The organism is Stenotrophomonas sp. C9D9 (assembly GCF_056491205.1).
Map to the genome: position 1 here is coordinate 336,246 of NZ_JBSZIF010000006.1, position 23,991 is coordinate 360,236.

18 protein-coding genes are annotated in these 23,991 nt (G+C 66.7%); 9 read left to right on the forward strand and 9 right to left on the reverse strand.

Annotated features, from left to right (window positions below; genetic code table 11):
* Nucleotides 1–94 precede the first annotated feature (94 nt).
* From ACXI0D_RS17030 to ACXI0D_RS17040, 3 genes are all read right to left on the reverse strand, one after another.
* On the reverse strand, nucleotides 95–3,043 hold the full coding sequence (locus ACXI0D_RS17030; protein WP_119006405.1) for a TonB-dependent receptor: 2,949 nt from the start codon (nucleotides 3,041–3,043) through the stop codon (nucleotides 95–97).
* Nucleotides 3,044–3,112: 69 nt separating this feature from the next.
* Nucleotides 3,113–4,057 carry a FecR family protein gene (locus tag ACXI0D_RS17035; protein ID WP_119006404.1) on the reverse strand — a complete coding sequence of 315 codons (945 nt, stop codon included), beginning with the start codon at nucleotides 4,055–4,057 and terminating at the stop codon, nucleotides 3,113–3,115.
* Nucleotides 4,054–4,572, reverse strand: a complete 519-nt coding sequence (locus tag ACXI0D_RS17040; protein WP_101765637.1) for a sigma-70 family RNA polymerase sigma factor — start codon at nucleotides 4,570–4,572, stop codon at nucleotides 4,054–4,056. The genes ACXI0D_RS17035 and ACXI0D_RS17040 overlap by 4 nt, the downstream gene beginning before the upstream one ends.
* Before the next feature lie 150 nt (nucleotides 4,573–4,722).
* On the opposite strand from ACXI0D_RS17040, the gene ACXI0D_RS17045 reads away from it, so the two are divergent.
* Together ACXI0D_RS17045 and betT are read left to right on the forward strand one after the other, a co-directional pair.
* A complete protein-coding gene (locus ACXI0D_RS17045; protein ID WP_106468284.1) occupies nucleotides 4,723–5,103 on the forward strand; it encodes a VOC family protein in 381 nt (126 codons plus the stop codon).
* 195 nt (nucleotides 5,104–5,298) lie between these two features.
* On the forward strand, nucleotides 5,299–7,278 hold the full coding sequence (gene betT / locus ACXI0D_RS17050) for a choline BCCT transporter BetT (RefSeq protein WP_014037501.1): 1,980 nt from the start codon (nucleotides 5,299–5,301) through the stop codon (nucleotides 7,276–7,278).
* 98 nt (nucleotides 7,279–7,376) lie between these two features.
* On the opposite strand, the gene ACXI0D_RS17055 is transcribed toward betT, so the two are convergent.
* Entirely contained in the window at nucleotides 7,377–10,004 is a 2,628-nt protein-coding gene (locus ACXI0D_RS17055; RefSeq protein ID WP_119006403.1) for a TonB-dependent receptor, read from the reverse strand.
* 245 nt (nucleotides 10,005–10,249) lie between these two features.
* Nucleotides 10,250–11,227 (reverse strand): zinc-binding dehydrogenase, encoded by a 978-nt coding sequence (locus ACXI0D_RS17060; protein WP_119006402.1) that lies wholly within the window; start codon nucleotides 11,225–11,227, stop codon nucleotides 10,250–10,252.
* Nucleotides 11,228–11,659: 432 nt separating this feature from the next.
* On the opposite strand from ACXI0D_RS17060, the gene ACXI0D_RS17065 reads away from it, so the two are divergent.
* The 4 genes from ACXI0D_RS17065 (at nucleotide 11,660) to ACXI0D_RS17080 (ending at nucleotide 15,964) form a co-directional block, all read left to right on the forward strand.
* Nucleotides 11,660–14,023 (forward strand): ribonucleoside-diphosphate reductase subunit alpha, encoded by a 2,364-nt coding sequence (locus ACXI0D_RS17065; protein WP_479642836.1) that lies wholly within the window; start codon nucleotides 11,660–11,662, stop codon nucleotides 14,021–14,023.
* A gap of 109 nt (nucleotides 14,024–14,132) precedes the next feature.
* The gene (locus ACXI0D_RS17070; RefSeq protein WP_119006400.1) at nucleotides 14,133–15,173 is read left to right on the forward strand and encodes a ribonucleotide-diphosphate reductase subunit beta; all 1,041 of its coding nucleotides are present in this window, start codon (nucleotides 14,133–14,135) and stop codon (nucleotides 15,171–15,173) included.
* Between the two features lie 25 nt (nucleotides 15,174–15,198).
* On the forward strand, nucleotides 15,199–15,666 hold the full coding sequence (locus tag ACXI0D_RS17075) for a flavodoxin (protein ID WP_119006977.1): 468 nt from the start codon (nucleotides 15,199–15,201) through the stop codon (nucleotides 15,664–15,666).
* The gene (locus ACXI0D_RS17080) at nucleotides 15,638–15,964 is read left to right on the forward strand and encodes a thioredoxin family protein (RefSeq protein ID WP_005409967.1); all 327 of its coding nucleotides are present in this window, start codon (nucleotides 15,638–15,640) and stop codon (nucleotides 15,962–15,964) included. The genes ACXI0D_RS17075 and ACXI0D_RS17080 overlap by 29 nt, the downstream gene beginning before the upstream one ends.
* 119 nt (nucleotides 15,965–16,083) lie before the next feature.
* On the opposite strand, the gene ACXI0D_RS17085 is transcribed toward ACXI0D_RS17080, so the two are convergent.
* On the reverse strand, nucleotides 16,084–17,415 hold the full coding sequence (locus ACXI0D_RS17085) for an Nramp family divalent metal transporter (protein WP_101765631.1): 1,332 nt from the start codon (nucleotides 17,413–17,415) through the stop codon (nucleotides 16,084–16,086).
* Between the two features lie 117 nt (nucleotides 17,416–17,532).
* Between ACXI0D_RS17085 and mntR the strand changes: the two genes are divergently transcribed.
* Nucleotides 17,533–18,003 carry a manganese-binding transcriptional regulator MntR gene (gene mntR, locus ACXI0D_RS17090; RefSeq protein WP_014037494.1) on the forward strand — a complete coding sequence of 157 codons (471 nt, stop codon included), beginning with the start codon at nucleotides 17,533–17,535 and terminating at the stop codon, nucleotides 18,001–18,003.
* Between the two features lie 40 nt (nucleotides 18,004–18,043).
* On the opposite strand, the gene ACXI0D_RS17095 is transcribed toward mntR, so the two are convergent.
* The 3 genes from ACXI0D_RS17095 to fabR form a co-directional block, all read right to left on the reverse strand.
* Nucleotides 18,044–18,592, reverse strand: a complete 549-nt coding sequence (locus ACXI0D_RS17095; protein ID WP_101765629.1) for a thioredoxin-like domain-containing protein — start codon at nucleotides 18,590–18,592, stop codon at nucleotides 18,044–18,046.
* Nucleotides 18,582–20,735, reverse strand: a complete 2,154-nt coding sequence (locus ACXI0D_RS17100; protein ID WP_119006399.1) for a TonB-dependent receptor plug domain-containing protein — start codon at nucleotides 20,733–20,735, stop codon at nucleotides 18,582–18,584. The genes ACXI0D_RS17095 and ACXI0D_RS17100 overlap by 11 nt, the downstream gene beginning before the upstream one ends.
* A gap of 276 nt (nucleotides 20,736–21,011) precedes the next feature.
* Nucleotides 21,012–21,668 (reverse strand): HTH-type transcriptional repressor FabR, encoded by a 657-nt coding sequence (gene fabR, locus ACXI0D_RS17105; RefSeq protein ID WP_005409961.1) that lies wholly within the window; start codon nucleotides 21,666–21,668, stop codon nucleotides 21,012–21,014.
* Nucleotides 21,669–21,760: 92 nt separating this feature from the next.
* Here fabR and ACXI0D_RS17110 point away from each other — a divergent pair, with 92 nt between their 5' ends.
* Together ACXI0D_RS17110 and ACXI0D_RS17115 are read left to right on the forward strand one after the other, a co-directional pair.
* Nucleotides 21,761–22,831: a ferredoxin reductase gene (locus ACXI0D_RS17110; protein ID WP_182474384.1), complete on the forward strand. Its 1,071-nt coding sequence runs from the start codon at nucleotides 21,761–21,763 to the stop codon at nucleotides 22,829–22,831.
* Nucleotides 22,832–22,842: 11 nt separating this feature from the next.
* Nucleotides 22,843–23,991 carry a fatty acid desaturase family protein gene (locus ACXI0D_RS17115; RefSeq protein WP_075677930.1) on the forward strand — a complete coding sequence of 383 codons (1,149 nt, stop codon included), beginning with the start codon at nucleotides 22,843–22,845 and terminating at the stop codon, nucleotides 23,989–23,991.

Here is a 23,991-nt window from a genome sequence, read left to right on the forward strand (position 1 = left end):
GTGCCAACCCAGGTTGGTATCTGCCAGAGCGTGAGCCGCCGCAGGCAAGCGCCCCGGGGATGATCTCCCCGGGGCGGAGCTGTTTCTGAAGCACTCAGAAGCGTGCGGTGAAGTTCAGCCGCGTGGTGCGACCCGGGCCCGGCATCAGGCTCATCGCCAGCGTGTCCATGTAGTAGGTGTTGCGCAGGTTGCTGACCACCAGCTCCACTTCGCTGCGCGGGGTGAACTGCCAGCGTGCGTAGAAGTCATAGATCGCGGTCGGCAGGTAGATGTTCTGCAGGCCGGTCGAACCGGTGGTGTTCCAGGGCTTGTCCAGTTCGTGGGTGGGGCCGCTGTTGTAGGTGCGGCGGATGCCGGTATCCAGCCGCTTGTCGAACAGGCGGAAGCCCAGCGTGCTGTGGATCGAGTACTTCGGCGGGTTCTGTGCGTTGACGAACGAGGTGCCGAAGCCGCCATCCACGCAATCCGGCGTGGTGTCCAGCTTGCTCCATTTCGCATACGGGTCTTCGCGCAGGCGCTTGGCGGTGGCCGCATCGCAGGTGCGCGCGCGCTGGTAGTAGCTGGCCGACAGGTCCAGGTAGGCGATGCCGGCGTCATAACCGGACTGCAGCTCGTAGCCGGACACCGTGTAGTTGTCGACGTTGTCGACGTAGAACCCCCAGTTGCTGGAATCGAAGCGGCGGGTGATCGCGTTGTGGATATCGTTCTTGAACCAGGCGACCTTGAACGCCAGGCGATCACCGTCGCGCCACAGGTCCTGCTTGAGCAGGCTGAAGCCGATGTCCCAGGAACGGTTCTTCTCCGGCTTCAGGTCAGCCACCGGCGCCGAGGTGCTGTTGCCCAGCGTCGACTCGAACAGGCTGGGCATCTTCCAGCCCTGCGCGTACTTCACGTAGAAGAACATGTCCGCGTCGAGGTTGAAGCGTGCTTCGGCATAGGGCGCGAAGCCGTGGCCGGAGCGCCGGATCGCCGGCTTGTAGCCCCAGGCGGTGGGAATCTGCTTGGTATAGAAGCCGTTGGCACCGCGCGGATCAGGAATGAAGCCGTCGAAGTCATAGGCCTGGCCCAGCGTGCTGTCGCCGTAGGGCGTGGCGCGCAGCGAGTCATAGGTGTAGTTGCCCTGTGCATCGGGGTACCACTCCTTGTACCAGCCCGGTAGCAGCTGTCCGCCCTTGCTCAGGCGCGCGAAGGTGTAGCGCAGGTCGCGCGATTCGCTGACGAAGGCCACGCGGTTGCGGTCGCGGGTGCGGTAGTCGATGAAGCGGCCGCCGGCGGTCAGCGACAGCCAGTCCCACGGCTGCCACTGCAGCGACGCCACCACGCTGGCCTCGCGGCGCGTGCCCGAGCGCAGGTAGCGGTTGTTGTTGTAGTCCACCGGCAGCACCGGCGAGTTCGGTGCGGTGTCCTCGTGCTGGAAGGAGGCGCCATAGCGCAGCGTCCAGTCACCCAGGCCGTTGCTGAAGCGCGTGGTGTTGCTGCTGTCCACGCCCCAACGCTGGGTCTTCACGTCCGACTGCAGGCCGGGGCCGTAGGTCTCGCCCAGCGTGTCGGGCATCTGGTCGGAGGCCATTTCCTTGAACAGCGGCGTGTTGGCGATGTTGCTGTTGAACATGCGGCTGGTGGCGGTGGTGAACCACAGGGTGCTGCTCAGATCCAGCCATGGATGTGCCTCGGGCCGGTAGCGGTGGCGCAGCGAGGTGGCGTTGACCCGCATTTTCCCCGGCTCGAACTCGAACATGGTGTTGGCCTTGTCCACGTAGGTCACCCATTCGCTGGACTCGCCCACGCGACCGATCGCCGACGGCATGATCTCGCCGAAGCTCGAATTGAAGTAGCGGTGGCTCAGCTCCAGGCGCTGGTCGGGGTTTGGGGTCCAGGTGAATTTCAGCAACGCCGATTCGTTGTCGGTGTGCGTGTTGAGTACCTCATCGCCGGGGTGGTACATGTCCGAGACCGCCTGGCTGGACATGCCCGTGCCGCCGCTGGACAGGTGCTGGTCGTCGTAGCGATGTGCACCGTTGCTGCCGGCGAAGTAGTTGCCCTGGCGGCGCCGCGCATAGGCCGCGACCAGCTGCCAGTCTTCGCCGCGCTGGGCGAAGGCCACGCTGCCGTTCCAGTCGCGCGGGTCACGCAGGCTGTTGCGGTTCTCGCTGCCACGCGCCACCTGCTTGAACACGCGCGTACGGTCGATGCTGTTGTCGGCCACGCCGCCGCGCACGCGCAGGCCCCAGGCCTGGTCGTCGTCGAGGATGTCATCGACATTCAGCGTTTCCATGTAGACCACGCCACCGATCGCGCTGGCCGCGTTGGCGGCGAGGCTCGGGCCCTTCTCGATGCTGACCGCGCTGATCAGATCGGGGTCGAGATAGCTGCGCTGCTGCACGCCGGCATAGCCGCGGTACACGTCGATGGCCTGCTGGCCACCGTCGATGATCACCGGCACCCGGTTCTGGCCCTGCAGGCCGCGGATGTTGACGTCGAGTGCGCCGCCATTGCGCACGTCTGCGGTATGCACGCCGACCGCACCGGCCAGCACATCGCCGATCGACTGGCCGCGGAAGCGTTCCAGCTGCTGGCGGTCCAGGTGCACGCGCGAGCCGCTGTCACGGTAGACCGCATCGGCATCGGCCAGCCCCCACGGCGAAGCACCTTCGCTGGCCTGGCCGGCCACGCGCAGCGTGCCGATCTGGCGCACGCCGGCTTCAGCGTCGGGTGCCGTCTGCAGCACCACGCCATTGGCGTCACGCTGGAAGGTCAGGCCGGTACCGGCCAGCAGCTGCGCCAATGCGGTGTCCGCGCCGAGCGTGGCCTCCACGCCGTTGCTGTGGCGGCCGCGGGTGAGGCGCGCGTCGGCGGCGATGGACAGGCCCGATTGCTGGCCGAACGCGGTCAGGGCCTGGTCGAGCGCACCGGCTGGAATCTGCCAGCGAACCGCAGCGGCGGTCTCTTGTGCATGGACCGTGGCAGGCAGCAGGCAGGGGGTCGCCAAGGCCATGCACAAGGCGATGGCCAGGGGACGAGGGGAGGGGCAGGGCAGTTTCATGGGGGCGGCAACATCCGCAATGGGTTCCCTTGTAGGGCCCGGTGAGCGCGCAGAAAGGGAACCGCGATTTCAAAGCGGACGCACGACGGTCCACCACGGCCAGCGCTGCTCGATGCGGATCGGCAGGGCGCGGGCCAGCAGTTGCAGAGCCTGCAGGCTGTCCAGGCGCGGCAGTACAGCGGTGACATTCAATGCGGCGAGCGCCGGATCACAGCCCAGATAGCCCTGGTGGTGGCGGGCCAGTTCGTCGATGACGCGGATCAAGGGTGCGTGCTGCACCTGCAGTCGGCCGTCCTGCCAGTCGCCACGCAGTGGATCCGCATCGACCGTCGACAGTCCACCCATCGGGCCGATCCGTGCCGCCCCGCCTGTGGGTACGTCAAGGGTCGCGCCGAACAGCGGCAGGCAGCGCACCACGCCCTCGAACACATCCAGGCGACTGCCCTGCGCCTCGCGGCCTACCGCGAAACGGGTGCCGATCGGCTGCAGGCGCGCGCCCGGCACGTGCACGGTCAAGGGCAGGCCGGCATGGGCGGGGTGGTGGCCGGTCTGCAGCAGCAGTTCGCCGCGCAGCAGATGCAGGGCGCGGCGGCCGTTTCCGATGTCGATGGTGACTTCGCTGTCCGCGTTGAGCCACAGCTGGCTGCCATCCATCAGCGTCCAGTGCCCGATATACCCGGCAGCGGTGAGCTGTGTCTGCAGGCCGCGTTGTTCGCGCAGCCCGTGCAGGCCGAGCAGGGAAACCGCACCGATGCCGAGGGCGCCGCCGAGACTGCGAAGCGCGCGACGGCGGCGACGTCCGGCAGCATCGAGCGCCGTGGCAGCAGCCGGTGCAGACAGCGGGGCGAATGATTGCCAGACCGACTCGACCCGGCGCCATGCATCGGCATGCCCGGCATCGGCCTGCAGCCAGGCGTGCCAGCGCTGCTGGTCGCTGTCACTCCAGCCCTGTTGGCGCAGCGCGAACCATTCTGCCGCCTGCTCCAGCGCCGGGCTGGCCAGTGCGGCATTCATGCCGTGGCATCGCCGGACAGGCGCAGGCAATGCAGCATCGCCTGCGCCATGTACTTCTTGACCATGCGCTCGGACACGCCCAGTTGTTGGCCGATCTCCGCATAGCCCAGGCCAGACAGTCGTGCCAGCAGGAACGCACGGCGTGGGCGTTCGGCCAGGCCGGACAGCATGTCGGCGATGGCGTGCAGCAGCTGCAGTGCCTGCGTGCGTTCTTCCGCGGATGGATGCACTGGCTCCGGTTGCGCGGCCAGTGCGGCCAGGTAGGCACGCTCCAGGTCCGCACGCTGCCAGTGGTTGACCAGCAGGGCGTGCGCGATGGTGCTGAGATAGGCGCGTGGCAGGCGCAGTTCGGATGGATCGACGCGACGGCTGAGCAGGCGCAGGAAGGTGTCCTGGGTAAGGTCGGCAGCGCAGTCGGCGTTGTGCGTGCGGCGGCGCAGCCAGCCCAGCAGCCAGCCATGGTGTTCGCGGTAGAACCCCGCCAGTGCAGTGCTGGAGGCGGCGGGCACGGCCATCGGCATCGGTCATTAATGAGAATGATTCCCATTATAGAATGATCGAGCGGCGCACGACAAACCCTGCGCACGCAGCAGCAGGCCGGAGGCGTGCATTTGCGATGCCCGCCGGGCTCGCCGACACTGCGGTTTTCCACAAGGAGTGCCCGCATGTTCAGCCACATCACCGTTGGAACGAACGACATGGACGTCGCGCATCGCTTCTACGATGCCCTGTTCACCGCATTGGGCGCCCGTCCGGGTGTCTTCGATGACAAGGGTCGGCTGGTGTACTTCAAGGATGGCCGCATGTTCATCGTCACTGCACCGATCGATGGGCAGCCGGCATGCCATGCCAACGGCGGCACCATCGGGTTCACCCTCGACAGCGCCGAGGCCGTGCGTGGCTGGCAGGATGCGGGCGTGGCCCATGGCGGCACCGCCATCGAAGACCCGGCCGGCATCCGCACCATGGCCGGCCGCCAGCTGTTCCTGGCCTACCTGCGCGACCCGGATGGCAACAAGCTGTGCGCGGTACATGTGATGTCGTGATTGGACAGTATGCGCGTGGCCGCGATGCACGCGGTCCGCGCGCGGCTGCGCTCGCAGGCAGGCTTCGGCGCGCGCGTGATAACACGGATTGATGGGCCGGGCCTGTGACCACGGGCCGCAACTTCATGCTCTGTCCACTGCGGTTCAGCCAGAATCGGTCGGCTAACCCTTTGATCTACCGGAGAACGCCGCCCCATGGAAGTACTGGAGCCGCAACAATCCCCGGTGCGCACCCTTCGACCTGTGTTCGCCTTCGCGGCGATCGTTGTCGTGGCGTTCGCGCTGTTCGTCAGCCTGTTCCCGCTCGGTGCGGGCCGCCTTCTGGTCAAGGCGCAGGACTGGGCCGCGCTCAACGTCGGCTGGTACTACCTGCTGGCGATGACCCTGTACCTGGTGTTCGTGGTCGGTGTGGCGCTGTCCAAGTATGGTGGCATCAAACTAGGCGCAGACCATGACGAGCCGGAGTTCAGCTATCTCTCCTGGGCCGGCATGCTGTTCGCCGCCGGCATCAGCATCACCCTGTTCTTCTTCTGCGTTTCCGAACCGCTGACCCATTACCTGCAGCCGCCGCAGGGCGACCCGGCTGCGGGTGAGGCTGGGGCGCGCCAGGCCATGCAGTTGCTGTTCCTGCACTGGGGCCTGCATGGCTGGGGCGTGTTCGCGCTCGCTGCGATGGCGATGGCCTACTTCGCCTACCGCCACAACCTGCCGCTGGCGCTGCGTTCGGCGCTGTACCCCCTGATCGGCAAGCGCATCAACGGCCCGATCGGCTACACCGTGGACGCGCTGGGCATCGTCGCCACCGTGTTCGGCATCGGCGCCGACATGGGCTTCGGCGTGCTGCACCTCAACGCCGGCCTGTCGCACCTGTTCAACATCCCGCACTCCAACCTGGTGCAGATCATCCTGGTGGTCAGCATGATGGGTGCGGCGGTGGCCGTGGCCGTCTCCGGGGTGGAGAAGGGCGTGCGCTGGATGGCCAACATCAACATGCTGCTGGCGATCGCGCTGGTGCTGTTCATGCTGTGCGCCGGCCCCACCCAGTACCTGCTCAGCACGCTGATGCAGAACCTGGGCGACTACCTCGGCAGCGTGGTTGGCAAGAGTTTCGACGTGTACGCCTATGGCGGCCGACCGGAATGGCTGGGCGGCTGGACGGTGTTCTACTGGGCCTGGTGGATCGGCTGGGCGCCGTTCGTCGGCCTGTTCATCGCGCGCATCTCGCGTGGCCGCACCATCCGCGAGTTCGTGTTCGGCGTGCTGCTGATCCCGCTCGGCTTCACCCTGGCCTGGCTGTCGATCTTCGGCAACAGCGCGCTGGACCAGGTGCTGCATCACGGCCAGCAGCAGCTGGCACAGCTGGCGGTGGATGACCCACCGACCGTGTTGTATGCACTGCTCGATGGCTACCCCTGGAGCCGCACGGTGATTGCGGTGACGGTGCTGGTCAGTTTCATCTTCTTCGTGACGTCGGCGGATTCGGGGGCGGTGGTGTTGTCCACGCTGTCCTCGCACGGCGGTGCGCCGGAGGATGATGGTCCGCGCTGGCTGCGCGTGTTCTGGGGCACGGTGATCGCCGTGCTGACCGCCGGGCTGCTGCTGGCCGGCAGCATCGATGCGCTGAAATCGGCGGTGGTGCTGGCGTCGCTGCCGTTCTCGGCGGTGTTGTTGCTGATGATGTGGGGCCTGACCCGCGCCTTCAGTGACGAATCGCACCGCAAGCGCGCGCTGCAGTACCGGCCCTCGCCGCTGATCGGTGACGACCGCCACCACCAGGGCTGGCGCCAGCGCCTGAGCCAGGCCATGCACTTCCCGGTGCGCGACCAGGTCTACCGCTTCATGGACGACACGGTGAAGCCGGCGATGGAAGCGGTGGCCGAGCAGCTGCGCGGGCAGGGTTGGGACGTGGCGACGCGCTTCGAGGCCGGCGACATGGAGCTGACGGTGAACCACGGCGAGCAGCAGGACTTCCTGTACCGGGTGATCCTGAGTGGCTACCTGACGCCGTCGTTCGCCGCGCAGCAGCTGCGCAACCAGCGCTACTACCGCGCTGAAGTGCACCTGTTCGAAGGCAGCCAGGACTACGACCTGGTCGGCTACAGCCGCAAGCAGATCATCAACGACATCATCAGCCAGTACGAACGGCATCTGCAGTTCCTGCACCTGAGCCGCTGATGCACGACCGCCGGGCTTGCCCCGGCGGTCGGTGGTAGTGCCGGCCACTGGCCGGCAGCACAAATGGGGCGGCACATCACCGCCGCCCCGGCACCGCGTCAGAACCGGTAGCGCGCCCCCAGCGAGACGAACTGCCCGCGCAGGTTGTACTGGCTGATGTCGAAGCCATTGGAGCCACCGGCCGGGTCGAACGGCGGATCCTTGTCGGTCAGGTTCAGCACCGACAGCGACAACGTGGTGTTCGCGATGCCTTCGTAGGCCACGTACAGGTCCAGCTGGTGATACGGCTTGATGCGGTCGCGCAGGCCCGGGTTGCTGGTCGCTGTCGCCACGCGCTGGTCGTAGCCGCTCACGTACTGCAGGCTCAGCGTGCTGCTCCAGTCGCCCACCGCCCAGTTCAGCGAGGTGGTGCCGCGGGTACGCGGCAGCGCGCCGTGGCGGTTGTTGCCGGCCCCTTCGTACGGTGCCTGGCCGGCCACCAGCGGCTGCTTGAAGCTGAGCAGGTGGGTCCAGCTGCCGGCCACGGTGAAGCTGCCCCAGCCCTCGGTGCGGAAGGTGTGGTTGGCGTCCAGGTCCAGGCCCGAGGTGGTCAGTTCGCCCTGGTTGGCGTACTGGTTGGTGATGAACTGGATGCGCCCCTGTGCATCGCGCTGCACGCGCCCCGGGAACAGCGTCGGGTTGTCGACGATGAACTGCGCGCTGTCCGGCTTGACCAGGTTGTCCTGCTCGATGCGGTACCAGTCCAGGCCGATGCTGGTGTCGCCATCCGGCGACCACACCGCGCCGACGTTGAAGTTGCGCGAGCGCTCGGCCTTCAGGTCCGGGTTGCCGGTGCGGATGTTGGTCACGCCACGGCTGCCACCGGGCTGCAGCGGATCCAGCGGATCGATCACCGAGCCGTAGCTGACGGTCTGGCCCGGTGCGATCTCCGGCAGCGAAGGCGCGCGGAACCCACGCGAGAACGAGCCGCGCAGCAGCAGGCTGTCCAGTGGCTGCCAGCGCAGCGCCACTTTCGGCGAGAACGCTTTGCCGAAATCATCGTAGTGGTCGCCGCGACCGGCCAGCTGCAGTTCCAGCGTGCGGAGCAGCGGCACGCTCAGTTCGGCGTAGGCGGCACTGACCTGTCGCTCGCCGTTCACCACGTTGATGGCCGGGCGCAGTTCGGTGCCCGACAGTACCTGCGCACTGGTACGCGCATCCAGCGATTCCTTGCGGAATTCGGCACCCCAGGCGAAGCCGACCGTGCCGGCCGGTAGTTCCCAGAGCGAGGTCGATGCTTTGACGTTCAATGAGTGCAGCTTGTACCAGCCCGGTCGCTTGGTCTGCAGGCGCAGGGCATCCAGCGCCCCCGGCGTGCTGGACGGGTTGAGGAAGTTGTAGCTGCCATCGCGCAGGATCTGCTCGAACGCGTAGCGGTTGACGAAGTTGTCCACGTACTCCCGCTGCGCGCTCTGCGAGGTCAGTGCCGCCACTTCCCAGTCCCAGCGCTCGCCGCTGCCACGCACGCCGGCCAGGGCGCGGTAGAACACCTGCGTGTTGTCCTTCAGGCGCGGGCCGAGGTCGAAGAAGGTGTACTCGAACGGCAGCGGCGTGCTGCCCGGGTTGTTCGGATGGCCGACCGGCAGCACCGCCGGTACGTCGATCAGGGTGCCGGTGGCCGGGTTGTACGCGCGCAGGCCGGGGCCGACGGTCAGTGGCGCGCTGAAGATCTGGTCGGCCTTGTTGTGGCTGTACAGCACGTCGGCGAAGGCCTCGACGCTGTCATTGAAGCGGTAGGTCGCACTCAACGACGCCTGCAGGCGCTCGGCGCCGGGCTGCAGGGTCTTGAACGGTTGCGCGTTGAAGGCGCAGGCCTGGCCGGGCAGGGTGCTGCCGAAATCGCTGTAGGGGCGCAGCTGGCTGCCCTCGGGGCAACTGGCGAACGGCTGCGGTGCACGCGGGTTGGACAGCCAGTTGCCGCCGGCGGTGGACCAGCCGGCCAGGCGGCCGCCCGGCTTGTCGCGGAAGTCGCCGCTGCGGGTATAGGCGCGGTCATCGCCATCGAGGCGGTCGCGCTTGAGCAGGTCCAGCCCGAACAGCACGTTCCAGCCCTGCTGTTCGAGGTCGCCGAAGCCGGCCAGCAGGTTGGCCTTGCGCTCATCGAGGCCGCCCTGGGTGGCGGTACCGAAGCCGCCGCCCACTTCCACGCCCTGGAAGTTCTTGCGCAGGATGATGTTGATGACGCCGGCGATGGCATCGGAACCGTACACCGCTGAGGCACCATCCTTCAGCACTTCGATGCGTTCGACTGCGCTGATCGGCAGCGCGTTGAGGTCGACGAAGGTGTCCTGGGTATTGAGTGCGAAGCCGAAGTTGGAGACTCGATAGCCGTTGACCAGTACCAGCGTGTTCTTCGGCGACAGGCCACGCAGGCCGATCGACGCCGAGCCGGCGGCGAAGCTGCCGGTGTACTGCTCGTCGAAACTGTTGCCGGCATTGGCCGACAGGTTGCGCAGCACGTCGGTGAGGGTGGAGCGGCCGGTCTGTTCGATCTGTTCGCGGCTGACGATCTGCACCGGGTTCGGCCCGGCGGTATCGCTGCGCTTGATGTTGGAGCCGGTCACCAGCACGGTGCCCAGGGTGGTGCTGTCCTTGCCGGTGTCGGCGGTTTCAGCGGCGCCGGCAGCGCCGGCGGTGAGGCCCAGCGCGATGGCGCCGGCAAGCAGGTTCAGGGTGGTGCGGTACATGGAAGCGACAACGCCGAACGGGGGAGGAGCCGTCAGTACCGCACGCAGCCGCGTGCACCTTCCAATGACGAAAGCGCATTCAGTTATACATCACAGGTTCTTAACGAAATGAATGCTTCCTGCTCGCGGTGGGTGCGGACCGTTGGTCCGCACGTTCCTGTAGAGCCGAGCCTACGCTCGGCTCCGCCCACTGACCGGAAAGCAGCCGAGCATGGCTCGGCTCTACAGAAGGCAATGCCAGCCCATCAAGGGCGCAGCAGCACCTTGCCATTGCGGCCCGAACCCGCACCGGCCTTCACTGCCTGGGCGATGTCGTCCAGTGCGAAGACCTGCTCCACCGGCAGCGTCAGCTCACCACTGGCCGCACGCTTCAGCAGTTCGCCAACCAGCCGGCGCTTGTCCTCCACCGCCATCGCCTGGCTGACCTTGCTGCCCCAGAAGCCCTTCACCGTGGCCTCCTTGTAGATCAGGCCGCCGGCGGGAATGCGCATCGGCTCGCCGCTCATCACCCCGAACGAGACCAGGGTGCCGTGGTGGCCGAGCAGGTCGATCAGGTCACCGCTGGCATCGCCACCGATGGAATCCACCGCGGCCGCCGCCTGTGCTTCGCCGGTGGCGGCGCGCACGCGATCCTTCCAGCCGTCCACCGATGTATCGAACACGTGATCGATGCCCAGCGCCTGCAACTGCGCGACCGCGTCGGCGTTGCGCACCAGGTTGGCCACGTGCACGCCGCGCGCCCGCGCCAGCATCGCCAGCGACTTGCCCACCGCGCCGTTGGCGGTGTTCTGCACGATCCACTGGCCCGCTTCGACGTCCAGGAATTCCAGCAGCATCAGCGCGCTCAGCGGCATCGCGATCAGCTGTGCGGCCATTTCGTCGGGGATCGCGTCCGGCATCGGAATCACCATGCGTGCCGGTGCAATGAACGCTTCGGCCCAGGTGCCGTGCACCGAGGCGGCGGCAACCCGCTGGCCGATCTGCAGGCCGTCGACGCCTTCGCCAAGCGCATCGACCACGCCCAGCGCTTCACTGCCACCGATGGCCGGCAGCGTCGGCTTGTAGCCGTAGAGGCCGCGCACGGTCAGCAGGTCGTGATTGTGGATGGACGCCAGCACGGTGCGGATGCGCACCTCGCCGGGGCCGGGCTGGGGCAGGGCGGCGTCAGCAATCGAAAGGACGTCGGCCGGGTCGCCGAAGGAAGGGTACTGGGCAGCGCGCATGGGCGATGTTCCGGGGAAAGTGGATGTTGTATCGAAATGGGGACGCTGGGGGTGTCGACAAGGCGTCGCCACTGCAACACGGCATCCTGCGACGGATCGTCGCGTCATGTCGTGATTACCGCATCTTGTGTTGACGGCTCGGAACATCCCCACTATGTTGTGGCTGTCACTCCCGGTCAGCCGCCGCCGCCGGACATGCAGCAAACGTCCCGCGGCCCGCCCCTGAAGGCTTGCCGTGTCGACGCGGCCGCCATCGTGCGGACACAGGTCGCCCCCACGGCCCGGATACCGGCCGCAGGCGTAGGCGCATGCCGACGACCTGGTGTTCCCGCGCTTTGGCATCCCACCCCGATCGCCCCGTGCGCCGGTATCGCGTGCAGGGCTGCCACGGCATCGACGCCACCGCGCGTGCGAGCCTGGAGACGCAGGACCATGACCGACAACACCTACCGCGCGGCCGATCTGGCCGGCGCCGGCGACGCTTTGCGCGCTGGTGGCGAGCGCGTGCCGACCTGGATCACCAAGGAGGCCGGCAACCGCCGCCTGCCGTTCGATGCCGAGCGCCTGCAGCGCAGCATCGATGCGGTGCATGCCGAGTTCCCGCAGCTGGATGTGAGCGACTACCGCCGCGTGGTGCAGGCGATGGTCGAGCGCAAGCCGAGCATCAGCGCCGACGACCTGGTCGATCTGCTGATCCGCGAGGCCGAATCGCGCGTGGACCTGGTCGCGCCGGAGTGGGAGCAGTTCGCCGCGCGCATCTACCTGCGCCGTCTGTACAAGCGTGCCAGCCGCAACCGCTTCTACGACGTCAGCCTGAAGTACGGCTCCTACGTGGGCCTGCAGGAAAGCCTCGCCGACCGTGGCATCTACAGCAACGACATCCTGCGCTGCTATTCGAAGGAAGAGCTGCAGCAGGCCGGCGAGATGATCGACCCGGACCGCGACCGCCTGTTCGCCTACAACGGCCTGTACCTGCTGGCCACGCGCTACCTGGCCAGCGACCGCAGCCGCGAGGTCTATGAGCTGCCGCAGGAGCGCTGGCTGACCATCGCGCTGTACCTGATGCAGGAGGAAAAACCGCGCGAGCGGCGCATGCAGCTGGTCGGCGAGGCGTACTGGGCGCTGTCCAACCTGTACATGACCGTGGCCACGCCGACGCTGGCCAATGCCGGCAAGGTCGGCGGCCAGCTGTCCAGCTGCTTCATCGACACGGTGGACGACAGCCTGCAGGGCATCTATGACTCCAATACCGACATCGCGCGCGTGTCCAAGCACGGCGGCGGCGTCGGTGCTTACCTCGGTTACGTGCGCAGCAGCGGCGCGCCGATCCGTGGCGTGGCCAATTCCTCCGGCGGCGTGGTGCCGTGGATCAAGCAGCTCAACAACACCGCAGTGTCGGTCGACCAGCTCGGCCAGCGCAAGGGCGCGGTGGCGGTGTACCTGGACATCTGGCATCGCGACATCGAAGCCTTCATGGACCTGCGCCTGAACAACGGTGACCAGCGCCTGCGTGCGCACGATGTGTTCACCTCGGTCTGCGTGCCCGACCTGTTCATGGAAGCGGTCGAGCGCCGTGCCGACTGGTACCTGTTCGACCCGCACGAGGTGAAGCAGGCCAAGGGCTGGTACCTGCAGGACTTCTACGATGAGAAGCGCGGTGCGGGCAGCTTCCGCGACCGCTATGCCGAACTGGTGGCCGATGAGCGCATCAGTCGCCGCACGGTGAAGGCCATCGATCTGTTCAAGCGGATCATGCTCAGCCAGCTGGAGACCGGCAACCCGTTCCTGTTCTACCGCGACGAGGTCAACCGCCGGAACCCGAACAAGCACGCGGGCATGATCTATTCCAGCAACCTGTGCACCGAGATCCTGCAGAACATGAGCCCGACGCGGATGATCCAGGAGATCGTCAGCGGCGACCAGATCGTCACCACACGGCGTGCCGGTGACTTCGTGGTCTGCAACCTGTCCTCGATCAACCTCGGTCGGGCGATCAGTGCGCCGGATGACCTGCTGGCCACCGATGTGCTGGAGCGCCTGATCCCGATCCAGGTGCGCATGCTCGACAACGTGATCGATCTCAACGCATTGCCGGTACCGCAGGCCACCATCACCAACCGCAAGTACCGCGCCATCGGCCTGGGCACCTTCGGTTGGCACCACCTGCTGGCGCAGCAGGCGATCCAGTGGGAATCGCCGGATGCCGAACAGCTGGCCGACCGCCTGTATGAGCGCATCAACTTCCTGACCATCCAGGCTAGCATGCAGCTGGCAAAGGAGAAGGGCAGCTATCCGATGTTCGCCGGCAGCGATTGGCACAACGGACGCTACTTCAGCGACCGCGACTACAGCGGCGCGGCCTGGGACAGCCTGGCCCGCGAGGTTGCCACGCACGGCCTGCGCAACGGCTGGCTGCTGGCGGTGGCGCCGAACATGAGCACCGCGCAGATTGCCGGTTCCACTGCATCGATCGATCCGATCTACAGCGCGTTCTACTACGAGGAAAAGAAGGACTTCCGGCGGCCGGTGGCCGCACCGGGGCTGTCGCTGGAAACCTGGCCGTACTACGAGAAGGGCGCCTACAAGGTCGATCAGTTCGCCAGCGTGTGCCAGAACGCGCGCCGCCAGCGCCATGTCGATCAGTCGATCAGCTTCAACCTGTACGTGCCCAGCACGATCCGCGCCAGCACCTTGCTGGAGCTGCACCTGAGCGCCTGGCGCGAAGGCCTGAAGACCACCTACTACGTGCGCTCCAACGATATCGACATCAGCGAATGCGAGTGGTGCTCCAGCTGACCGCCGGCGACCCACGGTAGTGCCGGCCGCTGGCCGGCAACCCCGCGATCTACGGTAGTGCCGGCCGCTGGCCGGCAACACGATAGAAAGAGAACGAAGGCAGAAACCCATGGCAACCCCCCTCGACCGCATCAAGATCCTCGAACCGCGCCATCCCAACCGCAGCACCGGCATCATCAACGGCCGCACCAGCGGCATCCTCAACTGGAACGACATTCCGTACCCGTCGTTCTATCGGGCCTACAAGGAGCTGTCGACCAACTTCTGGATTCCCGACGAGGTCGACATGAAGCTGGACGCCCGCCAGTACGGCGAGCTCAACGCGCGCGAGAAGAACGCCTACGACTCGATCATCGGCCTGCTGGCCACGCTGGATTCACCGCAGACGCGCTTCATCTACAACGTGGCCGAGTACATCACCGACCCGGCCGCGCATGCCAATGCCGCGATCATCGGCCAGCAGGAAGTGATCCACAACGAGAGCTACAGCTACGTGCTGGCCTCGATCACCGACCTGCCGAACCAGAACCGCGTGTTTGAACTGGCGCGCACCCATCCGACCATCATCAAGCGCAACGCACCGATCATGGGCGCGTATGACGACTTCATGCGCGAGAAGACCGCTGAGACCCTGCTGAAGTCGCTGATCCAGTCCTCGATCCTGGAGGGCATCAACTTCTATTCCGGGTTTGCGTACTTCTACAACATGGTGCGGCAGAACCGCATGACCGGCACCGGCAAGATCATCAGCTTCATCAACCGCGACGAGCTGGCCCATACCAAGTTCATCAGCGAGCTGATCCGCGCCATCATCGGCGAGAACCCGGAGCTGCAGACCAACGAGCTGACCGCCTATGTGCACCAGGCGTTCGAGCACGCCATCGAACTGGAGACCCAGTGGTCGTCGGAGGTGCTGGACGGTATCGATGGCATCGACGTGGACGAGATGGTGCGCTACGTGAAGTACCGCGCCAACAAGATGGCCGGCATGCTCGGCATCGAGCGCCTGTACAGCGACACCACCGACAACGTGATGCCGTGGATCAAGGCCTACGCCGACAACTTCACCGAGACCAAGACCGACTTCTTCGAGATGCGCAATGCAAGTTACAAGAAGACCAACGTCGACAACGGCTTCGACGACCTCTGAGCCCGGCGCTGCGCTGCGCATCCTGCTGGTGGTGGCCTCGCTGAGCGGCAATACCCGCGAGCTTGGTCGGCAGATTGCCGAGCGTTGCCGCGCTGCGGGTCATGCCGTGCATTGGCAGGAGGCCGACGATCTGCGCCAGGCGCCTCCCCTGGCGGCCGACGAGGCCGACCTGGTGCTGCTGGGCTGCTGGACCGACAACGCCGGCCGCACGCCAGCGGAGATGAAGGCGTGGGTGGCCAGCATTGCCGAGCGCGGCGAGCGGCCACGGCAGCTGGCGGTGTTCGGCACCGGCGAAACGCAGTGGGGGCAGGAGTACTACTGCGGTGCCGTGCACCGGCTGATCCGCTATTTCCGCAGCGACTACCCGCCGCTGGAGATCGAACAGATGCCGCATGGCGAGCGCCATGCCGGGGCCATCGAGGCCTGGACCGACGAGGTCCTGGCCCATTACTGGAGCACCACCGATGCAGATCATCGACGCCACCACGCCTGAGCAGTTCCAGCAGCTGCTGGCCGAACACCCGCGGGTGCTGGTGGACTTCCACAAGGACCAGTGCCCGGGATGCCGGATGCTGGAAATGTCGCTGCACCGCGTGGCCAACAGCGTGGCGGGGCAGGGCACCACCTTGCTGCGCGTGCAGCTGGAAGTACTGGGTGAGGCGTTCTTCAGGGAACTGGGGCTGCGGCAGACGCCGACGCTCTCGCTGTTCCGTGACGGCGACGAACGCACCCGCCTGGCCGGGTTCCAGTCGCCGCAGCAGATCGAGGCCGCGATCGCGTTGCATCTGTAGCGTGGAGATGCCGGGGTCGGATCCCTTGCCAGCGGCAAGGGCTCTGACCCCCACGCCGCGTAAAGTCATCCATGCATGGCGTGGATCTACTGGGGCAGGACCGACCCCGGCAATTGGCATCACCCGCCGCTGAAGGTATCCACCAGCAGCTTTACGTTCAACACCACGATCACCAGCGCGATCACCCAGGCGATCGCGCCCAGCCAGCGCGGTGCCACCAGCGCCCCCATCGTCACCTTGTCGGTGACGATCCGCACCAGCGGGATGATCGCGAACGGCAGCTGCATGGACAGCACCACCTGGCTCAGCACCAGCAGCTTCACCGCGCCCTGGTCGCCGAACAGCATGATCACCACCACCACCGGAATGATCGCCAGTGCACGCGTGATCAGTCGCCGCAGCCACGGTGGCAGGCGCAGGTGCAGGAAGCCTTCCATCACGATCTGGCCGGCCAACGTGGCCGTCACCGTCGAGTTCAGGCCGGAGGCCAGCAGCGCGATCGCAAACAGCGTCGCTGCCGCGCCGACGCCCAGCATCGGTGCCAGCAGCTGGTGCGCCTGCTCGATGTCTTCCACGTCGAATCGGCCATTGGCATGGAACACCGCCGCCGCCAGGATCAGGATGCTGGCGTTGATGAACAATGCGAGGGTCAGCGCAATGGTGCTGTCGGTCACCGCCCAGCGCAGCGCGCTGCGGCGGCCTTCATCGGTACGCGGATAGGCGCGGGTCTGCACGATGGACGAATGCAGGTACAGGTTGTGCGGCATCACCGTGGCGCCGATGATGCCGATCGCGATGTACAGCGCATGCGGATCGGTCACCACCTGTGCGCGCGGTATGAAGCCGCCCAGCACCGCCATCACCGGCGGCGCCGCCATCGCGATCTGCACCACGAAGCACGCGAAGATCACCATCAGCAGCGCGATCACGAAGGCTTCCAGTGCACGGAAACCTCGGTTCATCAGCAGCAGCACCAGCAGCGTGTCCAGCGCAGTGATCACCGCGCCCCACAGCAGCGGCAGGTCGAACAGCAGCTTCAAGGCGATCGCAGTGCCGATCACCTCGGCCAGGTCGCAGGCGATGATCGCGGCCTCGCACAGCGCCCACAGCGCCAGGTTCACCGGCTTCGGGTAACGCGCGCGGCAGGCCTGCGCCAGGTCCATGCCGGTGGCGATGCCGAGCCGCGCCGACAGCGCCTGCAGGATCACCGCCATCAGGTTGGAAATCAGGATGACCGACAGCAGCAGGTAGCCGAAGCGCGAACCGCCGGCGAGGTCGGTGGCCCAGTTGCCCGGGTCCATGTAGCCGACCGAGATCATGTAGCCCGGGCCGAGGAAGGCCAGCAGGCGGAACCACCAGTGTCCCTTGTCGGGCACCGCGACCGAGCCGTTGAGCGCACCGAGGCTGGCCGGAGTGGAGGCCGAAGGGTCGCGGGGCGCCAGGGTGTTCATGGGTCCGAATATAGCTCCTGCTATAGTCATTAGCAATGTGAAACAATCGTCTTTATCGCGTTACTGGTCCAGAATTCAGGTTCAACACCGGAGTACACCGGAAGGACAGGCGCAGGCGTGGGCAAGACCGACGATTCGACATCGCTGAAAAGCACCCCCTTGATCGAGGCCGAGCGCCAGGTCGAGAGCTTCCGGCAGGTACGCGAGGCGCACCGGATGGAGCTGGTGGAGGACTATGTCGAGCTGATCTCGGACCTGCTGGCCGACGGCGGCGAGGCCCGCCAGGTCGACATCGCCACCCGCCTGGGCGTGGCCCAGCCCACCGTGGCGAAGATGCTGCGGCGGCTGGCCCGTGATGGCTGGGTGGTGCAGCGGCCGTACCGAGGCGTGTTCCTGACCCCGGAAGGCGAGGCGCTGGCGCATGCCAGCCGCCAGCGTCATCAGACCGTGGAGCGTTTCCTGCTGGCGCTGGGCGTGGACCCGGATACCGCACGGCGTGATGCCGAGGGTATAGAACACCATGTAAGCGAGCAGACGCTGGCGCTGTTCGAAGCGTTCGTGCGCAAGGCGGAGGGCGGGGCGCCGTAACGGTTGCGTCGGGCCATGCCCGGCGGCATTTCGCGCGATCCTACAATCCAGGCGGGCAGCGTGCGTGCTGCTGCGCGCACGCGCGTTTCGTCCATTCCTTCAACACCGGCTGCAGGCCATCGTAGCGGCGCCCGTGCCAGCCATTGGCAAGTACATTTCCGTCGGCATCAATCAGCACCAGGTTCGGTGGTGCCATCCCGGCCAAGGCCTGCAGTGCCGGCATGCGCGCGGCGCGGCGCGGGTCCAGCACCGGCCACGGCATGTCCTGTGCGTGCATGTAACGGCGCAGTGCGGCCTCGCTTTCATCCAGGCTGACGTACACCACCTCGGTATCGGCGCCGGCCTCGCGCAACGCATCACGCACGCTGCGGAGGGTGGGCACGAAGGCATGGCAGGGCGCGCACCAGTCGGCGCCGAAGTACAGTGCAACCAGTTTCGGTGGCGGCGACCACTGCATCGGCCGCAGCGAGCGCTGTTCCGGCCGCATCAGCGAGGCCGAGACCTGCGCATGCAGGTCCGCAGCCATCGCCGGTGCGGCCAGCAGCACGGCACAGGCCAGCAACAACGCTCGATGCAGCTCAGAACGCATAGCGCAGGTTGACGTACCACGAGCGCGCGAAACGCGGCCCGTAGACATAGTCGCTGTCGCGCAGCGCGCCCACTTCCAGATCCTTCTGTCGCTGGTCGAAGACGTTCTTGACGCCTGCGGCCACCGACACTTCCTGTTGCGCCTGCGCGCCCAGATGCCGGTGCCAGCGCGCCCCGAGGTCGGTGACCAGGAACGAGCGCGTGCGGTGCAACTCGCCCAGCCGGTTGTTCAGCACCGACATCGGGCCCGTGTGGCGCAGCGCGACGAAGGTCTCCCACGGCTCGGCCGGCATCCAGCTGAGCTGGGCCAGGCCGGTCCAGCGTGGGGTCTTCAGGTAGTCGCGGCTTTCGATCACGGTGTCGCCACCGTCGCCGGTGTCGTCGAAGATGCGCTGCGGTTCGCGGAAGCGCGAGCGGTACCACGAGGCACCGGCGGTCAGGCGCCACTGCGGCGACGGCTGCCAGCCGAGGTTGGTTTCCGCGCCCAGCACATTGGAGCCGGAGGCGTTGTAGCGCAGCTGGCTCAGTTGTCCGTCATCACCGCGCTGGATCTCGCCCAGTGCGAAGGTGTCGCGGATACGGGCGTATGAGGCGGTGGCATCCCAGCTCCACACCGGATTGGCCGGGTCCGAACGCCAGTCGAAGCCGAACAGGGTGGTCAACGCGCGCTCTTCCTTCAGGCCGTCGATGTTGCGCACACGCACCTGTTCGCCACCCAGGGTATCGACATGCACGTCCTCGACGAAGATTTCCGGTGCACGGAAGCCAGTGGCAACGCCTGCCCGCCACTTCAGGTTCGGCGTGGCCTGCCAGGCCAGCGCGATGCGCGGCGAGAACACCGCGTTGTCCAGCTCCGAGCTCTTGTCCACGCGTGCGCCCAGCACCAGGTCGACGTTGTCGCGCAGGCTCCATTCGTCCTGGATGAAGGCGCCCAGGTTGTGGAAGGTCGCATCCTCCAGCACGGCGAGACGCTGCCCGTCACCGGTGCGGTTGTCGTCGCGCAGCGCCTCGTGCTTGTACTGCACGCCGAAGGCGAGCGCGTGCGCGCCCAGCCGCCAGTTCAACTGGCTGTCGATGTAGTGCAGCGGGTTGTGGGTGCGGCCGTACTGGCGCCACGAACGCGAAGCCGCGCTGCCGGCGACGTTGGGGTCCAGCTGCGACGGGTCATAGCCAGGGGCAGAGGGATCGGTGACCACGTCACCCAGACCGCCATAGAAGCTGTCACGGTCGATGTCGGCGAAGGCGTAGGCCAGGCGGAAGTCGACGTCGGCATTGATCTCCTGGTCCCACGACACGCTGCCGCGCCGGTACTTCGTATCCAGCGATTCGGCGATGTTGGCCAGGTATTCGGGCTGGTCCAGGCGGTTGCCGCCGCGGCGGGTTTCATCGGTCACCTGCAGGTCCAGGCGAAGCCGCGTGCCCGGCGTGGGCGCATACCAGGCCTGCAGCCCGCCGACCTTGAGGTTCTTGCGGGTGATCTCGGTGTAGCCGTCACCGTTGTAGTCGATGCCGCTGTTCCAGTTGCGCTGGGCAATCACCGACAGGCCGGCGTCTGCGTCCTTGGCGACCAGGTCCAGCCGCGCGTCGGCGTTCTTCTGCGGTGTTCCCTTCAGTACATCCACGCCGGCCTGCACATGGCCACCGCTGCGCGCCGGCAGCGGCGGGATCAGGTTGATCACACCGGCAACCGCGCCTGGGCCGTACAGCGCCGAGCCGCCGCCCTTGACCACTTCGATGCGGTCGACGAACCCGGCCGGGATCTGTTCCAGGCCGTACACGCTGCCCAGCGTGGACAGCAGCGGGATGCCATCGAACAGCAACTGGTTGTAGGCACCGGGCAGGCCCAGCAGCTGCACTTCGCTGGTGTTGCAGTTCTGGCAGTTGCTCTCCACGCGCAGGCCGTTGATCAGCTCGGCGGCACGCGAGAAGTCGGTGGCCGCACGTAGTGCGATGTCTTCCTTGCGCAGCACTTCGGTGCGGATCGGCACGTCCGACAGCAGGCGTTCGCTGCGGGTGGCGGTGCTGACTTTCACCTGCACCCGATCCAGTTCGGTCGGTTTCGGGGTGGCTGCCACTGCGGGCAGTGGCAGGGTGAGGGCAATGGCGGCAGCCAGTGGCAGGCGGCGAAGGAGGGAAACGGGCATGAGGCGTCGTCCTTGGGGAGGGAGGGCGGCGAGGGCGACCTGGCTGGCGCATATGAAAGCAGTGGCTTATCAATATAGCAAGAGCTATATAACGAAGCCGCGGCAATTCGGTGAGGAGCACTCATCCAGGTGGATCATGCTGGTGTTATAACATTACATTAAGCGACCACAACCCTGCCGGTGGTCATGCACGGAGAATGGCGTTGCCGTGTGGCGCAGGGAGACGGGGTCAGAGCCCTTTCCTTTGGAAAGGGATCCGACCCGGGAAGCGGGATGTCAGCCGCGGCGGAACGCGGCGGGGGTACGCGCGCCGACGATGATCATGCGGATCATCGTGGAGATCTGCTCGACCAGCTCCGGATCCTTCTCCGGCGGCAGGTCCATGGCGGTGGCGCCCATCGCGAACACCAGCCGGGTGATGGCCTTGGCCACCAGTTCCGGCGCATGCAGTACCGCGCCGTCCAATGCAGCCAGGCGCACCAGGTCGTGCTGCAGCTCTTCCTCGAAGTAGTGCAGCTCGCGTTCGACCGCGTGCTTGAAGTCGTCCGAGCCGACCGCGCCCTCGCGCAGCAGCACGTGCAGCAGCTTGTCGTCGGCGCGCAGCTGCTCCATGAAGGTCTCCACCGAGACCCGCACCACGCTGGTGGCGGTGGAGGTGGCACGCTGGCGGGCCTCGCCGATGATGGTGCGCAGCGAGCGGCCGGCCGCATCGATCAGCGCCACGGCCAGTTCGTCCATGTCGCGGAACTGCCGGTAGAAGCTGTTCGGCGCGATGCCGGCCTCACGTGCCACTTCGCGCAGGCTGAGCGTGGACAGGCTGCGGTGCGGCCCGATCAGTTTCAGGGCGGCGGCCAGCAGATCCTCGCGGCTCACCGTACGGCGGGCCGGGCTGTTGGCATCTTCGGGCGTCGACAAGGCGGTGGCAGCGGCCATGGGGGTTCCGGTGGGGCGAGGCTGAATCATACCCAATCCGGTTCAATATACACATGTATACACAGGTGTATGTGCGCCCGTATAGTTCGCCCATGAGCGCTGTCGTCCGTCCGTCCCTGTTCTCTCCTTACCGCTGGGTCTCGCCGTCGCTGTTCGATTTCTGGGCGGGCCAGCTCAATCCCCTGTGGACCCTGCGCGAGCCGGTGGCCCGCCTGGTCCGGCGCGAGCCGGCCGGCGAGGGCGCGGCAACCCTGGTCCTGCGCACCAACCGGCACTGGGCCGGCATGCGCGCTGGCCAGCACGTCACCCTGGGCGTGGAGATTGAAGGGCGCCTGTGGCAGCGCAGCTACAGCCCCACCGCACTTGGCCCGCGCGAGCTGGCGATCACCGTCAAGGCGGTCGACGGCGGCCGGGTCAGCCAGCACCTGGTCAACCATGCGCAGGCGGGCGAGCTGTTCCGCCTCGATTCCGCCTTCGGTGAATTCCATATGCCGGCCGCGGCGCCGGTGCTGCTGCTGGCGGCCGGCAGTGGCATCACGCCGATGCGCAGCCTGTTGCGCGAAGCCTGCCAACGCCCGCTGGCCGCCCCCGTGGATCTGTTCTACTGGGAGCGCAGCGCTGCCCACCTGCAGTTCCGTGATGAGCTGCAGGCATTGGCCGCCAGCCAGCCGAACCTGCGTGTGCACCTGCTGACCACCCGCGAAGGCGATGTACCCGCCGCACGCATCGATGCCCACGACCTGCAGGTGGCCGGCGATGACACCCCGCTGGCGCAGCGCCATGTACTGGCCTGTGGCCCGGATGGATTCGTTGCCGTCGCGCGCGAACGCCTGGCGCACCAGGTCGCCGGTTTCCAGGCAGAAGCGTTCACTCCGCCGGCACCGCTGCGTGACGCCAGCAGTGAAGGGCAGGTGGTGCTGACACTGGCGCGCAGTGGCCGCCAGCTGAGCGTGCCGCGTGGCAGCTCGTTGCTGGAAAGCCTGGAAGCGCATGGCATCAAGCCCAAGCATGGCTGCCGCATGGGCATCTGCAACACCTGCAGCTGTGACCGCGTCAGTGGCGCCACCCGCCACCTGCGCACCGGCGACCTGCAGTCCGAATCGGCACAGCCGGTGCGGATCTGCGTGAGCGCACCGACCACCGACCTGACCCTGGATCTCTGAGGACGCCTGCCATGACCCGCGCTACCGACCGTGCCCTGAGTACTGCCGAGATGCATGCCTTCGGTGAGGAACTCGACGCGATCCGCGACCGTGTGATCGGCAGCCTCGGCGCCTCCGATACCCGCTACATCCGTCGCGTGGCCGCTGCCGTGCGCTGGTTCGGCGTGGGGGGCCGTGGCCTGCTGTTCCTGGCGGCGTTCTCGCCGCTGTTCTGGATGCCGCTGCTGTGGCCGGCCGCGATCACCGGCACGCTGCTGCTGGCGCTGTCGAAGATCCTGGAGAACATGGAGCTGGGCCACAACGTCATGCACGGCCAGTTCGACTGGACCGGCGACCCCAAGCTCAACGGCAACACCTACGAGTGGGACATCGTTGCCACCGCCGACAACTGGCGCAAGACCCACAATTTCCGCCACCACACCTACACCAACGTGCGTGGCATGGACGATGACATCGGTTATGGCCTGCTGCGCATCTTCCCGGAGCAGCGCTGGAAGCCGTTCTACCTGCTGCAGCCGATCATCGCGCCGATCTTCGCGCTGCTGTTCCAGTGGGGCGTGGCCGCGCAGGACCTGCGCCTGGGCCGCTGGCTGAAGGGCCGCATGAGTGCCCGTGCGATGTGGCTGCAGACCCGCCCGGTGGCGCGCAAGATGCTGCGCCAGGTGCTGAAGGACTACGTGTTCTTCCCGCTGCTGGCCGGCCCGTTCTTCCTCACCGTGATGCTGGGCAACCTGGTTGCCAACGGCCTGCGCAACATCTGGACCTACGTGATCATCTTCTGCGGCCACTTCACCGCCGAATCGGAAACCTTCCCGAAGGAATGCCTGCGCAATGAATCGCGCGGCCACTGGTACCTGCGCCAGCTGCGCGGTTCGTCCAACATCAGCGGCGGCTTCCTGATCAACGTGCTTTCGGGCAACCTCAGCCACCAGATCGAGCACCACTTCTACCCGGACCTGCCGGCCAACCGCTACGCGGCCATCGCCAAGGAAGTGAAGGACATCTGCCGCCGTTACGGCCAGCACTACAACAACGGCTCGCTGCCGCGCCAGTTCGGCCAGGTGGTCTGGCGCATCCTGCGCCACGCATTCCCGAGCAAGCCGCGCCGCCTGCCGATGTCGGACATCATGTCCGCACCGGCATCGGCCAACGCGGGCTGA

What these genes read in the sequence shown, in the direction of transcription:
- ACXI0D_RS17070 (WP_119006400.1), top strand. Translation starts at nt 14,133, where the DNA reads ATGGCAACCCCCCTCGACCGCATCAAGATCCTCGAACCGCGCCATCCC.
- ACXI0D_RS17100 (WP_119006399.1), bottom strand. Translation starts at nt 20,735, where the DNA reads ATGCCCGTTTCCCTCCTTCGCCGCCTGCCACTGGCTGCCGCCATTGCC.
- ACXI0D_RS17080 (WP_005409967.1), top strand. Translation starts at nt 15,638, where the DNA reads ATGCAGATCATCGACGCCACCACGCCTGAGCAGTTCCAGCAGCTGCTG.
- fabR (WP_005409961.1), bottom strand. Translation starts at nt 21,668, where the DNA reads ATGGCCGCTGCCACCGCCTTGTCGACGCCCGAAGATGCCAACAGCCCG.
- ACXI0D_RS17045 (WP_106468284.1), top strand. Translation starts at nt 4,723, where the DNA reads ATGTTCAGCCACATCACCGTTGGAACGAACGACATGGACGTCGCGCAT.
- ACXI0D_RS17095 (WP_101765629.1), bottom strand. Translation starts at nt 18,592, where the DNA reads ATGCGTTCTGAGCTGCATCGAGCGTTGTTGCTGGCCTGTGCCGTGCTG.
- ACXI0D_RS17055 (WP_119006403.1), bottom strand. Translation starts at nt 10,004, where the DNA reads ATGTACCGCACCACCCTGAACCTGCTTGCCGGCGCCATCGCGCTGGGC.
- ACXI0D_RS17030 (WP_119006405.1), bottom strand. Translation starts at nt 3,043, where the DNA reads ATGAAACTGCCCTGCCCCTCCCCTCGTCCCCTGGCCATCGCCTTGTGC.
- ACXI0D_RS17085 (WP_101765631.1), bottom strand. Translation starts at nt 17,415, where the DNA reads ATGAACACCCTGGCGCCCCGCGACCCTTCGGCCTCCACTCCGGCCAGC.
- ACXI0D_RS17035 (WP_119006404.1), bottom strand. Translation starts at nt 4,057, where the DNA reads ATGAATGCCGCACTGGCCAGCCCGGCGCTGGAGCAGGCGGCAGAATGG.
- betT (WP_014037501.1), top strand. Translation starts at nt 5,299, where the DNA reads ATGGAAGTACTGGAGCCGCAACAATCCCCGGTGCGCACCCTTCGACCT.
- ACXI0D_RS17060 (WP_119006402.1), bottom strand. Translation starts at nt 11,227, where the DNA reads ATGCGCGCTGCCCAGTACCCTTCCTTCGGCGACCCGGCCGACGTCCTT.
- ACXI0D_RS17065 (WP_479642836.1), top strand. Translation starts at nt 11,660, where the DNA reads ATGACCGACAACACCTACCGCGCGGCCGATCTGGCCGGCGCCGGCGAC.
- ACXI0D_RS17040 (WP_101765637.1), bottom strand. Translation starts at nt 4,572, where the DNA reads ATGGCCGTGCCCGCCGCCTCCAGCACTGCACTGGCGGGGTTCTACCGC.
- ACXI0D_RS17110 (WP_182474384.1), top strand. Translation starts at nt 21,761, where the DNA reads ATGAGCGCTGTCGTCCGTCCGTCCCTGTTCTCTCCTTACCGCTGGGTC.
- ACXI0D_RS17115 (WP_075677930.1), top strand. Translation starts at nt 22,843, where the DNA reads ATGACCCGCGCTACCGACCGTGCCCTGAGTACTGCCGAGATGCATGCC.